General features: G+C 69.9%; 12 protein-coding genes. 4 read left to right on the forward strand and 8 right to left on the reverse strand.

What is annotated here, in order from left to right; all coding sequences use genetic code 11:
• Positions 1–59: 59 nt before the first annotated feature.
• A complete protein-coding gene (locus POL67_RS06530; RefSeq protein ID WP_271916207.1) occupies positions 60–2666 on the reverse strand; it encodes an AAA family ATPase in 2607 nt (868 codons plus the stop codon).
• A gap of 101 nt (positions 2667–2767) precedes the next feature.
• Here POL67_RS06530 and POL67_RS06535 point away from each other — a divergent pair, with 101 nt between their 5' ends.
• Positions 2768–3547, forward strand: a complete 780-nt coding sequence (locus POL67_RS06535; protein ID WP_271916208.1) for a hypothetical protein — start codon at positions 2768–2770, stop codon at positions 3545–3547.
• Here POL67_RS06535 and POL67_RS06540 read toward each other — a convergent pair.
• Genes POL67_RS06540 through POL67_RS06550 form a run of 3 tightly spaced genes read right to left on the reverse strand, consistent with a single transcriptional unit; the run spans position 3533 to position 5091 of the window.
• Positions 3533–3880, reverse strand: a complete 348-nt coding sequence (locus POL67_RS06540; protein ID WP_271930757.1) for a peroxiredoxin family protein — start codon at positions 3878–3880, stop codon at positions 3533–3535. The two genes, POL67_RS06535 and POL67_RS06540, sit on opposite strands and share 15 nt — an antisense overlap.
• A complete protein-coding gene (locus POL67_RS06545) occupies positions 3881–4102 on the reverse strand; it encodes a thioredoxin domain-containing protein (protein WP_136933684.1) in 222 nt (73 codons plus the stop codon).
• 50 nt (positions 4103–4152) lie between these two features.
• Positions 4153–5091 (reverse strand): AgmX/PglI C-terminal domain-containing protein, encoded by a 939-nt coding sequence (locus POL67_RS06550; RefSeq protein WP_271916209.1) that lies wholly within the window; start codon positions 5089–5091, stop codon positions 4153–4155.
• A gap of 366 nt (positions 5092–5457) precedes the next feature.
• Here POL67_RS06550 and POL67_RS06555 point away from each other — a divergent pair, with 366 nt between their 5' ends.
• The 3 genes from POL67_RS06555 (at position 5458) to POL67_RS06565 (ending at position 10666) form a co-directional block, all read left to right on the forward strand.
• On the forward strand, positions 5458–6978 hold the full coding sequence (locus POL67_RS06555) for a DUF1501 domain-containing protein (protein WP_271916210.1): 1521 nt from the start codon (positions 5458–5460) through the stop codon (positions 6976–6978).
• On the forward strand, positions 6975–9185 hold the full coding sequence (locus POL67_RS06560) for a hypothetical protein (protein WP_271916211.1): 2211 nt from the start codon (positions 6975–6977) through the stop codon (positions 9183–9185). The genes POL67_RS06555 and POL67_RS06560 overlap by 4 nt, the downstream gene beginning before the upstream one ends.
• Positions 9186–9352: 167 nt before the next feature.
• On the forward strand, positions 9353–10666 hold the full coding sequence (locus POL67_RS06565; protein WP_271916212.1) for a hypothetical protein: 1314 nt from the start codon (positions 9353–9355) through the stop codon (positions 10664–10666).
• Here the strand turns inward: POL67_RS06565 and POL67_RS06570 are convergent.
• The 4 genes from POL67_RS06570 to POL67_RS06585 all read right to left on the reverse strand — a co-directional run bounded on the left by POL67_RS06570 (position 10620) and on the right by POL67_RS06585 (position 14676).
• Positions 10620–11375 carry an HAD family hydrolase gene (locus POL67_RS06570; protein ID WP_271916213.1) on the reverse strand — a complete coding sequence of 252 codons (756 nt, stop codon included), beginning with the start codon at positions 11373–11375 and terminating at the stop codon, positions 10620–10622. The genes POL67_RS06565 and POL67_RS06570 overlap by 47 nt on opposite strands.
• 53 nt (positions 11376–11428) lie before the next feature.
• Positions 11429–13225 (reverse strand): AMP-dependent synthetase/ligase, encoded by a 1797-nt coding sequence (locus tag POL67_RS06575; RefSeq protein ID WP_271916214.1) that lies wholly within the window; start codon positions 13223–13225, stop codon positions 11429–11431.
• A gap of 67 nt (positions 13226–13292) precedes the next feature.
• Complete coding sequence (locus tag POL67_RS06580; protein WP_271916215.1) at positions 13293–14357, reverse strand: hypothetical protein; 1065 nt, start codon at positions 14355–14357, stop codon at positions 13293–13295.
• 157 nt (positions 14358–14514) lie between these two features.
• Entirely contained in the window at positions 14515–14676 is a 162-nt protein-coding gene (locus POL67_RS06585) for a hypothetical protein (RefSeq protein ID WP_271916216.1), read from the reverse strand.
• Positions 14677–14749: the final 73 nt, after the last annotated feature.

Genomic DNA, 14749 nt, shown 5'->3' on the forward strand with positions numbered 1-14749 from the left:
CACCCTTCGGCCTTCACCCCCAACCCCTCTCCCTCCCGGGAGAGGGGCGGCGGTGATCTTCAAGCGCCCGTCGCCAGCTCGCCGGCGGCTTCGTCCACCGCGTCGACGACGATCTGCCCTCGATCGGCCGAGAGCAGCGCGACGGATCCCGCAGGCAGCTCGCCGCGCAGGATCATCTCGGCGATCGGCGCCTCGACGTGGCGCATGATCGCGCGCTTCATCGGACGCGCGCCGAGCCCCTCGTCGAACCCACCCTCCGCGAGGAGCACGTCGAGCACGGCCGGCTCCACGTCGAGGCGGATGCCCTTTTCTTCGAGCCCACGCCCGAGCGCCGCGAGCAGCCTGCGCGCGACCTCCTTCACCTCGGCCTTGCCGAGCGGACCGAAAACCAGCACCTCGTCGATGCGGTTGTAGAGCTCCGGCGGCAGGGCCCCGCGCGCGGCGGCGAGCATCGTCGATTCGAGCTTGTCCGGCGAAACCTGCGTCGCGCTGCTGCGGGAAAACCCGACCGAACGTTCGCTCTTGAGGGCCCCGGCTTCGGCCGCGCCGAGGTTCGAGGTCAACACGATCACCGTGTTCGTGAAATCGACCCTTCGGCCGCGGCCGTCCGTCATGCGGCCCTCGTCAAAGACCTGCAGGAACGCTTCGAGCACGTCGCGGTGCGCCTTTTCGATCTCGTCGAGCAGGATCACCTGGTAGGCGCGGCGTCGTACGGCCTCCGTGAGCTGGCCGCCGGCCTCGTGCCCGACGTAGCCGGGCGGCGCGCCGATGAGCCGCGCCGTCGCGTGCGCCTCGCTGTACTCGGAGAGGTCGAGCCGCGTCATCGCGTCGGCCGAATGGAAGAGCGCCTCGGCGATGGCTTTCGCGGTCTCCGTTTTGCCGACGCCCGTCGGTCCGAGCAAAAGGAACGTGCCGAGCGGACGATCCGCGCGAATGCCCGCGGCATTGCGCCGCAGGACCCTCGCAATGCGGGCGAGCGGCGCCGTGTGGCCGACGACCCGATCGGCGAGCAGTGTTTCCAGGTTGAGCATGCGCTCGCGGTCGGTCTCGAGGAGCCGCTCCTCGGGGATGTCCGCGAGGCTCGCGAGGACCTCGGCGACCTCGGAGGGCCCGACCGGCTGGAGTTTTCCGGCCCCGGCGCGCCGGCGAGCGCGCGCGCCGGCGAGGTCGAGGATCCCGATCGCCTTGTCGGGCAAGGCGCGGCCCGGCAGATACCGCACCGACCACGAGACCGCGGACGCGATGGATTCGTCCGTGTACCCGAGCCCGTGGTGAGCGCCGAGGCCCTGACAAACCTGTTTGCAGAGGAGGAAGGCCGATGCCTCGTCCGGCTCCTCGATTTCGACGACCGAGAATCGCCGCGCGAGCGCGGGATCGGGCTCGAACGCGCGCCGGTGCTCCTCGGGCGTCGTGGCGCCGACGAGGCGGAGATCGCCGCGGGCGAGGGCGAGCTTGATCTCGGCCGTGGCCTCGTCGAGGCCGCCGGAGAAGAGCTCGTGGATCTCGTCGACGAAGAGGATGACGGCGCGCCCCTCCTCGCGAATCTCGCGCAAAATGGCGTTCATGCGCTCGGCGAGCGCGCCGCGCGTCCCGGTGCCGGCGACGAGCTCGGAGACCGCGACCTCGACGAAGAGCCGCGCCGCGGACGGGTCCCGATCGGCCTCGCGGGCGAGGCGCTCGGCGATGCCCCGCGCGACCGAGGTTTTGCCGACGCCGGCCGGCCCCACGAGCAGGCAGCTATTCTGGTTTTTCTTGGCCAGGATGTCGAGCGTCGCGTCGACCTCGGCGTCCCGACCGATCACGGGCTCGATTTCGCCGAGGCACGCCGCGAGCGTGAGGTTTTTCCCGAGCGCCGCGAGCGTCGGCGTCTTCGCCCGATCGAGCGCGAGCGGATGCCCTTCCGGAATCGTGGGCCCGAGCGCGAGGGGCTCGCGCGCCTTGGTTTTCCGGTCCTTCTCGGCCGGCTTCGCGGTCGCGGGCGTGGGGAGCGGGATCGGCGTCGCGGTCGCGGTGGCCTGCGGCGGCGGCGGGGATTGCGCCGCGGAAGGCGTGACCGTGGGCGCCTTCGTGGGCGGACGTTGCTCCTGGCCGAGCCGACCCGGCGGCGGGAAGAGCGGGACCGTCACGCCCGTGCCCGTCGGCCGCTTCGCGGGCATGGGCGCGGGCTTGTCGAGGTCGATGCGCGTGGGAGCGCGCGGGGCCGGCCGGGGCTCGGCCTCCGTGGTCTTGCCGCCTGCGGCTTGTGGCACACGCCGGGCCGCGACGACCCCGAGCGAGAGCTGCATGGCCGCCGTGCGCAGCCGCCCCGTATCCACGCCGGCCTGGACGAGGGCGCGGTGCGCGGCGGAGGTGCGATCCGCGAGCAGGGCGAGGAGCAGGTGCAGGGGGTTCGGCTCGCCGAGAGGCGCGCGCTTTCCGAGCTCGCGGGCCGCGACGGTGGCGCGAGCGAGGGGATCGGGCGTGTCCTCGTCGAAGGAACGACCGGCTTTGAGGAGCGCGTCCGCGTCGAGGCGCCGCTCGCGCAAGAGCTCGCCGGCCTGACCCTCACGCGAGGCGATGGCGGCGAGGAGGTGGACGCTCGTCGGACGCTCCTTACGCGCAGCGGCCAGATCCTGGGCGAGCTTGCGCAGCGTGACGAGCTCGGCCTGCGAGCGGGGGATCGTCATGATGGGGAGGGGGGTCTCACGTACGCGGGGCGTGGGACAAGTTTTCGGCCGGGGACGGGGCAGGGCGTTCGTGTAGGATGGGCGGAGGAGAGCACCCATCCGTGACGACACGACGTACCGCCCTGCTTTTTCTGGCTTCGCTCGGGCTCCTTGTCTCCCGTGAAGCGCGGGCCGACCTCATCCCCAACGGGGAGAAGCGCGTCGAATACACGTTCGAGCTGGAGAATGCCTCGCAGTTCCCCGACTACGTGTTCCTGGCGCATCCGTACACGACGTCGTTCGGCGCGCCCATGCCCGAGCTCTGCGTGCTCGGCGGGATGCCGCGAATCGTGGGGAAGTACGTCCAGCCCGTCATCTATGCGATGAAGAAGTCCGACTTCGAGGCCTCCTCGGTGCGCAAGTTCCAGGGGGCGGCCCTCGAAGCGTTTTTCGAGGAGGGAAAGGGGATCCTTTCGTCAGGGGTCACGATCCACCCGGAGCATTTCGTGCCCGTGCGCTGGCCCGTGAAGGGCATGCACGACGTCGTCCGGGTCGAGAAGCTCGAAGCAGGCGTATTCGTCGCCCGGCTCGTGAAGGTCGTTTACGCCCTCGACGACGGGAAGAGCGTGTCGGTCGATTATCCGGCCGATGGAAAGCGGCCCTTTCCGCCCGGCGTCACGGCGACCCCGCCTCGGGACGAGCCCGCAGAGACGCCTCCTCCGAGCACGACCGCCGATCCGGCCGAGAACACGCCGGCCGCGCCCGCGCACGCGCCGAGCGGCTGCGGCGGGTGCGCGGTGAAAGGCGAGGAGGGCGCGGCGGGATTCATGTTCCTCCTCGGCGCGCTCGCGGCGTTTCGAGGGCGCAGGCGCGCAGGGAGCGGCCGCTCAATCGCGCCGTGATTCGACGAGCGCGCGGTCGACGATATCGAGCAGCTCGGCGGTGCTCGGCCGGTCGGCGATGCTCTCGCCGATTTGCCGGAAGAAGACACGTCCGTCCGGCAGGATGACGAAGAGCGCGGGGACCGCGATGTCCTGGCCCTGCATGGCGACGCCGTACGCGAGCGCGGTCTTCAACCCGTCGTCCCGGAGCAGCGGGTAACGCGCGCCGAGCGTCTCGGCGAACTCGCGCGAATCTTCCTCGGAATCGACGCTGATCGCCGCGAGGCCCACGCCGAGCCTCCGGAATCGATCGTGCAATCTTACCAGCTCCCCGAGCTGGTTACGGCAATACAGTCACCAGTAGCCGCGGTAGAACACCACGACCGCGGGGCCTTTTTGCGTGAGGCTCGCCAGGGTGACGGTCTCGCCCGTGTGCGACGGGAGCGAGAATGCGGGCGCCTGCGCCGAGGCCGCGAGCGCGGGACCGCGTGTCTTCAGGTTGCAGCCGGCGGCAAAAGCGAGGAGCGCGGCGCCGAGGAGGAAGAGGCGGCGCGGAGCGCGGATCGGCGCGGACATGGGCCCGAGCATACAGGGGTACGCCCGAGGCGGCAAGCTTTGGAAAACCGTCAGAAGCCGCCGCCCGTGGCCGTCCCCGTGGGCATCGGTCGTTTCGGCGTGGGGGAGGGCGAGGGCGTGGCGGGCGCGGTGGCCTCGCGCTTGACGATGAACTCGACCAGCGCATCGCACCGGCCGGAGCTGATCCCGCCCGTCTCGTCGAGGCAGGACACGACGAGCGCGCGGCCCGGGGTGACCTCGGTGACGAGCAACGTCGAGACCCAGGTTTGTCCGTCGATGAGCGTGGTGTAGCAGGGCTTGTCGGCGATCGTCGGCTTGCCGCGGGTGCGGCGCATCTTCGGCGATTGCTGCTCGAATCCGGTCAGGATCGCGTCGGCGAATTTCTCGTCCACGGCGCGCACGGGCATGTCCGTCACCTTGAGCGTTTGCTTGTCGCAGACGATCGACACCGTGCGAATGCCGTCCTTCTCCTCGGCGGATTTCTTGCAATTGCTCATTGCATCGCCGCCGGCCGGCGCGAACATGATCGGATAGACGACCTTGACGACGCCACCCTCGGGCGTGGGAAACGTCAGCGTCTCGACGGCCGCGAGGACACATTTCACGACGTCGGGATCGGGCAAGGTCGCAGGCGTCTCCTCGCCGACGGAGCCGGGCTTGCCGTCCTTGCCGATGACGAACTTGATCGCGATCCGGCCTCCGAGGTTCGGGTTTTTCTTCAGCCCCTCCTCGTAACAGGCCTGCAACGATTTGAAGTTGGCGCGGATGACCTTCTGAATTTCGGTCGGTTCGAGCCTCCCCGCCGGGGCTTCGGCTCCGATCACGTCCGTTCCCTTGTCCGAGGGCTCGGCCTTCGCTTCGGGCGCGGGGGACGCCTCGGCCGGCGTGGCTTTCGCCTCCGCGGGCGGCGGCGCGTCGGCGGGCGGCGTGGCGCCGGCGCAGCCGACGAGCAGGAGGGCGAGGGACGAGGGCCAAAAGACGCGCGACATCGGCGCGGATGCTAGGAGGCGCGCTGGGGTGCGTCAAGGCGACCCCGGGAATGCGCAATGCAAACCCTTCCCGTCGGTCGCGATTTTCCACGACCCCGAGCCGCCGGGCACCACCGAGCACGTTGTCGTCGCGCCCAAGCACGTTGTCGTCGCGGCCCTTCGCGTAGCTTCAATAGGCACGGCATTTCACGCTCCCATCGGAACGAACGGTCGCGCACGCGTAACGTTGCGGCACCAACGAAGCCGCTTAAAAAACCGTTCCGGGTGGACGTTGAAAACTTGATTGACCACCCTTTCCGCGCAAGAGAACGTAGACACGTGCCGGGCGGCGTGGTTCGTCCCGGCACGTTCGACTTGGAGGCTTACGTGAAGCGTCGCGATTTTCTCAAGGGCGCAGGTCTCGTCACCGCGACGGCGGCCAGCGGCCTCGGCGTATCGCTCTGGGGCATGCGCCAAGCGCGCGCGTTCGGAGAGGTGCCCAAGGAAGCCGAGGGGGCCATGCTGCCGCTCGAGCTGCAGGCCGAAAACATCCTCGAGATTTTTCTATACGGCGGCGTGAGCCAGTACGAGTCGTTTTACTGCGTTCCCTCGCTCGGAGAGGCGAGCGGGACGCAGTGGCACGCGTACCTGAAGTCGGGTCACGTGCAGGCGGCCGTGGACCAGTGTGCGTTCCAAGGCCCGCTGACCGAGCCCTTCGCGGCCGACTCGATGGGCCAAGCCGTGCACCTCGGGCCCTTCGTGATGCCCCTGCGGGAGCGGCCCGATGTGATGGAACGGACACGCGTCTCCGTCTCGGCGCACGACCTCGAGCCCCACGAGGGCGCGATTCCCATGATGCTCGGCGGCCGCGGGCTCGGGCATCCGGCGTTCTCGGGGCTCGGCGCGCACGTGCAGCGTTACTTCCTCGAACGGTTCAACACGCCGGGGCGCGCGCCCTACTCGTATGCGCTGATGTCGAACGGCGCGAACGGGCTGCCCACGGACAACGTCCGCAGCGTCGTGTCGATCGGAATGCACCCCGGCGCGGCGCGTCCGCTCGCGATCAAGGTCGATGCGGCCGGTGATCTCACGAGCCTGCTCGCCCGCGGGACCGTCGGGCAAAACCGCGCGCAGTACGACGCGCTGATGCAAGGCTACATCGATCGGTACCACGAGCGGTTGCGCTGGAGAGGGGAAGGCGGTCCGCTGCGCGCGCCGCGCCTCGGCGAGCTCGAAGCGGCGTCGAGCTCCATCGCGAATGCGCAGGCGATCTCGGGCGTGCTCGAGCCGCAGTTCTTCACGAAGATCGGCGGTTCGAACTGCGGGGACAACGCGGGCACCGATGCGATGACGATGAACCTCAAGCTCGCGGCGCACCTGCTGCGGCACCCGACGGTGCCTGCGAGGTACGTGTGTATCGTCGACACGGGGCTGCTCTCGGCCGACGGCGGCGGCGGGTACGACACGCACGGCGAGAACTCGTTCACGCAGGCGCGGAACCTGTCGCACACGCTGCGGCAGCTCCTCTCGGTGGTGAACGCGCCCGGCGAGAACAACCCGGCCAAGCTCGACCTCGACAAGACGCTGATCGTGCTGACGACGGAGTTCGGGCGCACGCCGTTCAAGCAAGGCAGCCAGGGGAGAAACCACTGGCCGTATGGCTTCCCGGTGGTGTTCATCGGCGGGCCGGTGCGGCCCTCGGGCAAGGGCGTGTTCGGCGCGTGTGGAGAGGACGGGCGCGCGACGGTCGCCTCGACGCCGCAGGAGAACCGCATGGCAGCGCTCCTCTCGCTGGGCATCTGGCCCTTCGCGCAGGAGAGCTTCAACGTCTCCGACGTGCCGGGCGCGACGACCGAGGTCGAGGCCGCGCTCCTCGTGCAGAAGCGGCAGCTGGGGGTGGTGGCATGAAGACCAAGCGTTTCTCCGGGCTCTCGACGTTCACCCTCGTGATCACGTGCGCGGCCGCGATGGCCGCGGTGCCCGCATGCGGCGGGGGTGGGACGGACCCGCCCGAGCCGACGGGCCCCGGCGTCGGCGGCAGCGGTGGCAGCGGCGGTGAGGGCGGCATGGGCGGCGAGGGCGGCGAGGGCGGTGATCCGAGGCCGCACACGCCGCAGCACGTGTGGACCGAGTGCCAGGCGAGTGATCAAGCGTGGGTGCGCCGCGCGATCGTCGCGGTGAGCGGCCGCAAGCCGTGGGGCCAGGCCGAGGTGAACGCGTACACCGACGCGATCACGGCGATCCGCAAGGCGGACCTCGAAGCCGCCGGCAAGTTCGGCGAGCTCGGCGGCGCGCTGCCGCCCTACGGCGACGACCTCGTGAACGCGCGCAAAATCGTGGCCCGCGCGCTCATGCGCGAGGACGCGTTCCGGCAGCGGTGGAGCGACTTCTTCATGGACACGCTGCGCGTGAACCGCATCGAGACGAAGTCGCTGCAGCAGTGCTACGGCTCGCCGCCGGCGACGGCCTTCGACAACGGCAACCTCGCGGCGTGGGTGCGCGACAACGACGCGACCACGAAAAACCCGCCGAGCCCCGGGTTCACGATGAACCAGCTCCTCTCGTCGGCGCTCGAGCTCGACGACCTCTCGCCCGTGTACCGCGGGAACCTCTTCGCGATGATGTCGCAGCCGTACTCGGGCGCGAACGTGGGCGAACTGGAGATGGAGCGCGCGCGTCGGCAGAACTTCGGCGCGATCTTCGAGCGGGCCTACCTCCACCGCGATCGGGTGTGCCTGACCTGCCACAACAGCGAGTTCTCCGTGACGTACAGCGACGATCCGTCGCTGAACCGGGCGTGGCCCGTGCCCGGCCTCTTCGAGGTCGCGCTTTACGGAAACTCGGCCGGCGTGCACCCCGAGGAGGAGCAGGAGACGAAGGGCACGGACGAGATGCGCGCGCTGTCGATGCTGCGCTACTGGGGCGTCGCCGACGGCGGCGGGAGCGCGCCCTACGGCTGGAGCGGCAACGCGTGCGGCAGCTTCCGCGCGCCCACCGAGGACGATCCGCTCGGCGTCGACACGTACTTCGGCTCGATCCGATCGACGCCGGAGGCCCCGAACAAGGGCCGCCGCGCGAGCGTGTGGGACCTCGAGCGCTCGCTCAAGCGCGGCGTGGACCAGCTCGCGGCGCACGGGCTCGTGCGTCTGCCCGGCGGCGAGCTCGCCGATCCGGACGAGGCGTTCGCGTACATGGTCGCGCAGAACATCGTCGACGTCGTGTGGGCCGAGGTGATGGGCACGCGGCTGACGATCGCGAACTACTTCCCGCGCACCGAGGTGCAACGCGACATCTTGATGGGGCTCACGGAGAAGTTCGTCGCGTCGCACTTCTCGCTGCGCGAGCTGCTCGCGGACATCCTCGCGCATCCGGCCTTCAACCTGAAGGCGCCGGAAGAGGGCTGCGGCAACGCGGCCTACGAGGTGCCGCGGCTCTTCGATCCGTGGACCATCTCGGACAAGGACATCGGCCGGCGCGGCAACAGCCCCGCCGACGGCGTCTTCGCGATCTCGTCGCGCCCGCTGCGCCGCGGCTTGCACCGCGCCATGGAGTGGCCGAGCTACAGCGAGTATCCGCAGGACAACTCGGAAGAGAGCCTCCAGCTCGCCATCGGGTTCGCGCTGAAGGACGCGGAGCCGGGCTTCCGCGGGCTCGACTTCCAGGGGCGGCTCTCGTGGGAGGCGACGTACGGCGCGTGCAAGCCGCTCGGCGGGAACGACTTCATCGCGAAGATCGTGTCGAGGGCGCAGGCGACGACGGGCGCGACGATCGGCGACGCGGTGATCGCGCTCAAGGATCGTCTCCTCGGCGAGCCGTGGGTCGAGCCGGTCGCGGAGAAGCCGCAGATCGAGGCGCTCGTCAAGACGACCCTGGAGGACACGAACCTCGCGGGCCTCGACGCGAAGCTGCGCTCGTTCTGCGGTGTCCTCGTCGCGGCGCCGCAGTTCATGCTCGGCGGCGTCGTGCCCCGGGACGCGACCGACGTGCCGAAGCTGACGCCGCCGGAGATCTCGTACGAGGGTACGTGCGGATACGTGACGTTCGTCGCGGGGCAGATCGGCGCGCCGTACACGATCACCTGCGGTCCGGATACGATCACCGCGAAGAAGCAGTGACGGAAGGGGTTTGGGGCGTAGCTCGGCTTGTCCGAGCGCAGCCCCGAGCGTTGAAGGGGTTTGGGGCGTAGCTCGGCTTGCCCGAGCGCAGCCCTAAGCGTCGAAGGGGCTTGGGGCGTAGCTCGGCTTGTCCGAGCGCAGCCCCAAGCGTCGAAAGGACGAGCAGGATGGGTTTGTCACGGGCGACCAGGGCGATCGGGGCACTCTCGATCGCCCTGGCGATGGTGGTCGGGTGCGGCGCCGACGAGGACGTCGAGCTCACCGGCGGCGCGGGCGGAAACGGCGGCGGCGGCGGAAGCGGCGGCGTCGGCGGCGGCGGGAACGGCGGCGGCGCGGGCGGCAGCGACGATCCGGCGGAGGCGATCTACCCGAACATCGCATCGCTGCACGCGCTCGGCGTCGCGCAGACGTGCTCGCTCAACCAGGGCGTGTGCCATTCGGCGCGGCAGTACCCCGAGCTCGGCGGCGTCAAGGACATGCTCGCGCTCGTGAACGCGCCCTGCCAGATCACGGCGGCCGAGCCGAGCCTCGTGCCCGACGAGTGCGAGCGCCCCGGGGACAAACTCGTGATCGGCGGGCAAGAGCGGGAGATCCTGCAGGTCGTCCTCGACAAGAACGCGCCGTTCCCGCCGGCGAACGTGGAGCTACGGCTCGCCTCGGCGCCGCCTTCGCTCGACGCGAACGGCGCGCGCATCCGCAGGCTCGACGACGCTGGCGCCGAGGTGCTCAGCGTGCCCCTCGACGGCGCGTCGTTCGTCGCGGGAGGCTCGCCGACGAGCGTGATCGTGAACCTCGCTGCGTCGCCTCCGTCGCTGAAGGGGTTCCTCGACGTACGCGTGACCGACCTCGATCGGGTGCGCGTCGGCGACGCGAACGGCAACGGGAACGCGCATCCGTCGGCGACGCCGTGGTCGCTCATCGCGCCGGGTGATCCGGGGCGGAGTTACCTCTACAAGCGGCTGCTCTCGGACAAACACGGCCCGCGCATGCCGCTCCTCCAGCGCACGTGGACCGCGCTCTCGACGCGCGCGGTGTGGTGCTGGATCCGGGGCATGAAGCCGGACACGTTGCAGGGCGATCTGTCGGCCCTCGACCCGATCGACTACGGAAATTGTCCCCCCGACCCCGACGCGCCCGATCCGAACACGGCCGGCACGTGGGGGAGCGTGCGCACGCTCATGGGCTCGCGCTGCGCGACGTCGAAGTGCCACGACAGCACGGACAAGGCGGGGGATCTGGATCTATCCCCCAACCCGGCGACGTTCCTCGCGAACGTGATCAACGCGCCGAGCGTGCAGACGGGCGCGCAACGCGTGGTGCCGGGTCAACCGGCGGCGAGTTACCTGCTCTGCAAGGTGGATCCGGCGTGTGAAGGACGCGCGGACATGACGAGCCTCATGCCGCTCTCGGGCGAGCCGCTGACGGACGCCGAGATCAAGTCGATCGCTGCCTGGATCCAGGCCGGGTCGAAGCTCGAGTAGGCACACGCTCGGCGACCGCGGTCAGGCCGAACTCGACGAGCGCCCGCCGCACCTCGCTTGCGTCCTTCGCGACGCGCGCCCGCTCGCCGAGCGCGCGCTTCGCGTCTCCGCGGAACCACACCGCGCGCATCCCCGCGTCGAGCGCGCCCTCCACGTCGGCGGCGAGCGAGTCGCCGACGTGCACGACCCGATCGAGCGGCCGGCCGAGCCGCTCCGCGGTCCACGCGAAGATCGCGCGGCCGGGTTTGTCCATGCCGAGCCGACCGCTGTCGGCGATCACGAGGAACCGATCGTCCCAGCCGAGCTCCGCGACGAGCTCGGCGAGCCGGCCCTCGGAGTTCGAGATGATGCCCACGGGCACCCCCGCGTCGGAGAGGTCCTCCGCGAGCTCCAGCATGCCGGGGATCGGGCGCCGCCAGAGGTTCTTCCGGGGCTGCTCGGACCAGAGGAAATCCACGGCGCTCGTGAGCGCCTCCTCGTCGAGCGGCGAAGAGGTCGCGCGTTCGAGCAGCGCGCGCATGAAGATCTTCCAGGGATGACCGCCGAGGCCGCGATGGATGGCGTCATCGTAGACGCGCCATGCGTCGGGGAGGGCGGCCTCGATTCGTTGGGGGTCGAACGTTAGGCTCCGCTCGGCGAGGCGCGAAACCGTGAGGTCCGCGTCGAGGGCGGCGAGGGTCTGTCCGAAGTCGAAGGTGACAGCGTGCATGGCGCAGGCTCCGTTAGCACGGAGTGGAGGCGCCCGGGGGTTTCGTTGCTGCGTCAGGCGTCGTGCGCGCCCTCGTACATGCCGTCGATCTCACGGGCGTAGTTGTCGTAAACCACGCGGCGTTTGAGCTTCAAGGTGGGCGTGAGCTCACCACGCTCGATGGTGAAGGGCTGGTCGAGGATGTGAAATTTCTTCACGGTCTCCACGCGAGCGAGCGTGGAATTCACACTGTCGACCGCTTTCTGGACCGCGGCCACCACGGTGGGGTCGCTGCGGAGCTTCGCCGGATCTGCCCCGGGCGAGCCCGCGATCTCGCTGGCGGCGGCGGGATCGATCACCACGAGCGCCGTGAGGAACTTGCGCCGGTCGCCGATGACCACGGCCTCCGCGATGGGCGGGTGGTTCTTCAGGGCCGCCTCGATGTTCTTCGGGGCGATGTTTTTCCCGCCGGCCGTGATGATGATTTCCTTCTTGCGACCCGTGATCGACAAGAAGCCGTCCTTGTCGAACTGACCGAGATCCCCCGAGTGCAGCCAGCCGTCCTGGAGCGTATCGGCCGTCGCTTGCGGCTCCTTGTAGTAGCCGAGGAACACGTTCGGCCCCTTCACCAGGATCTCGCCGTCCTCGGCGATCCGCACGTCGATGCCGTTGATCCGCGTGCCGACTGCGCCGAGCTTCATGTTGCTCGCCAGGTTGAACGTGGTCGGGCCCGTGTCTTCGCTCTGGCCGTAGACCTCGGAGACGAGGATGTCCAGGCTCGCGAAGAACGCGAGGATCTCCTTGGACACGGGCGCGGCGCCGCACACGCACGTGCGCGCGCGTGACAGGCCGATCGCCGCCTTCAGCTTCGCGAACACGAGCTTCTGCGCGAGCTTGTACTGGAGCCCGAGCGCGCCCTCGGGCTGCCGGCCGCGCATCTTCACCGCCGTCGCCTCGCGCGCGATGTCCATCGCCCACGTGACGAGCGCCTTCTTCGCGCCCTTGGCGTCCTTGAGCTTGCCCTGGACGCCCGCGTAAAACTTCTCCCAGATGCGCGGGACGCCGAAGAAGAGCGTCGGCTGCACCTCTTTGAGGTTGTCCGGCACCTTCTCGATGCTCTCGGCGAAGTAGGCCGATCCGCCCATCGTGATGCAGCCGTGGATGGTGAACATCTGCTCTGCGATGTGCGAGAGCGGCAAGTACGAGAGCACGCAGTCCTGCGCCGTGCCGCCCACGAGCCGCTGCGCCGTGTCCGCGGTCCACGCGAGGTTCTGGTGCGAGAGCATCACGCCCTTCGGCGGGCCCGTCGTGCCCGACGTGTAAATCAACGTCGCGAGTCCCTGCGGTTCGAGCGCGGCGATTCGCGCGAAAAACGCTTCGTCGGTGACGTCCTTCCCCTTGTCGAGGAACTGCTCGTACGAGGAGACCATCGGATGATCGATGGAGGGCGCGCCTCGCATCGTGACGACGTGCTTGAGGTGCGGCAGCTCGCCCAGCATCTTCTCGATCTTCGCCCACTGCCCGGCGTCCTCGACGAGGACGATTTGGCTCTCGGCGTGGTGGACGATGTACGCGACCTCCTCGGGCGAACACGTCGTGTAGATGCCGGCGGGCGCACCGCCCGCGGCCATGGCTGCGACGTTGAAGGCGACCCACTCGGAGCGGTTGAAGCCGAGGAGGCACACCGTGAAGCCCGGCTCCTGGCCGAGCGCGATCATCGCCTTGCCCAGGCGTTTGACCTCGTCCGCGAGCTCCCGGTAGCTCTTCGGCCGGTAGACGCCGCCCGATTTGATGTGGTGGGCAGGCGCGTCGGGCCTGCGTTCGGCTTGCTTGAAGAGCCGGGAAGGAATGGTGTCGTTCGGCGTAGTCATGGCGGCGCCAGTCTAATCGAGTGACGTGCCGTTCGTTGCACTCGAAAAACGGACGCCGCCGTAAGATTCAGTGCGGCTTCGGCGGCGGGGCCTGCGGCGGCGGGGGCTGCGGCTCTTGCTCGACCGGGCCTCTTTGCCGCCCTGCCGCGGCGCGCAAGGCGATCACGCGCGTCACGAGCTCGGTCGCCTCGTCCGTCGACATGTCCACGCGCGCCGAAATGCGCGGGCCCTCCGCGCCGATCCGCAGGCGTTCGAGGATCGGCCCGAGGCCCATCAGGCGCACGAGCAGGTCGCCCGACTGCGCGGTCCGTTTGCCGTCGAAAATTCGCGCGAGATCGGCACACGGAGCCGCCGCGTCGCAGGCCACGACCCCGGACAAACCCACGCGCTCGCCGATCGTGACCGAGAGCCCCAAGCCCACGACCGACGCCGCCGGCGAGCCTTGCGCACCGTTCAGCGCGATCTCTTCGAGCAACGTGCGCCGCTGCTCCGGCGTGAGCACCACCGTCACGCGCAGCGCGCCGGGTCCCGCCTCCGCCGCGAGCTTCGTGTGATCCCCGTCGGCGCGCGCGCTCGGCACGCGGCCCTCCGCCGCGTCGATCATCGCGCGCAGGTAGCTGCCCGCGCCGAGCAGGATGGGCCCGCCCTCGCGCACGGCGATCTCCGCGCCGCTCGTCGACTGGCTCGCGTCGCGCACCGTACGAAACGCGCCGATCGGGTTCACCACGGAGCGGCCGCCGCGGGCCTCGATGACCTTGCTCGCGCAGGAGAGCAAGGCGTCCGGGTCGATGGCGCCCGAGGCGACGAGGCCGAAGTCGCCGTCGCCGCCGGCGGCCGGCACGGCCACGCCGAGCTCCGTGAGGCCGGCCATGGGGTCTGTGCCGCAGACGTCGCGGACCTTGCCGAGGCCGGGGATCTCGCGGGTCTCGGAGAGCAGGGGCGCGAAGGCGTCCGAGCGCCGCAGCGCGCCGAGGTCGGCCGTCGCGACGAGGAGCGCGCCTTCGGGGATCGCGTCGAGTGTTCCGGGCAGCGGGCGCGCCATCTCGCGTCGTTGCCAGACCCAGGCGACGGCCGCGACGACCACCACCGCGGCGGCCGCGAACACGAGGGCGTTGCGCGTGCGCGTCTGCACGGGCGGAGCCCTACCACGTTTTTCGGGAGACCGCGCGCGCCGCCATTCGCGCCTCGCGTCGCGCGCGCCGGCCCGCTTCACGCGCGGCGTCCCCCCTCCCCCGACGCAACGTTCTACAAATGCAGAACGCAAGGGCGGGGGGTGAGTCCGCGCTCGTTCAGCCCGCGCCCTCGGAGCGGCTCGTCTTTCCGCCCCCCTTCTTCCGGTCGAAGAAGCCGCCGATGGCCTCGCCGATCCGCGGGACGACCGAGTGGATGACCACGAGCCCGACCAGGAAGGCGACCAGCGCGAGCTCTCGGGGGGTGCCAAAGGCCGACATGCGCTGGATTCTTACCACCAGAAACGTGAGCGCATCGCTCCAAATGTTGGAACGAACGCCGCCTTGGACGTAG

Source organism: Polyangium mundeleinium (genome assembly GCF_028369105.1).
GTDB lineage: Bacteria > Myxococcota_A > Polyangia > Polyangiales > Polyangiaceae > Polyangium > Polyangium mundeleinium.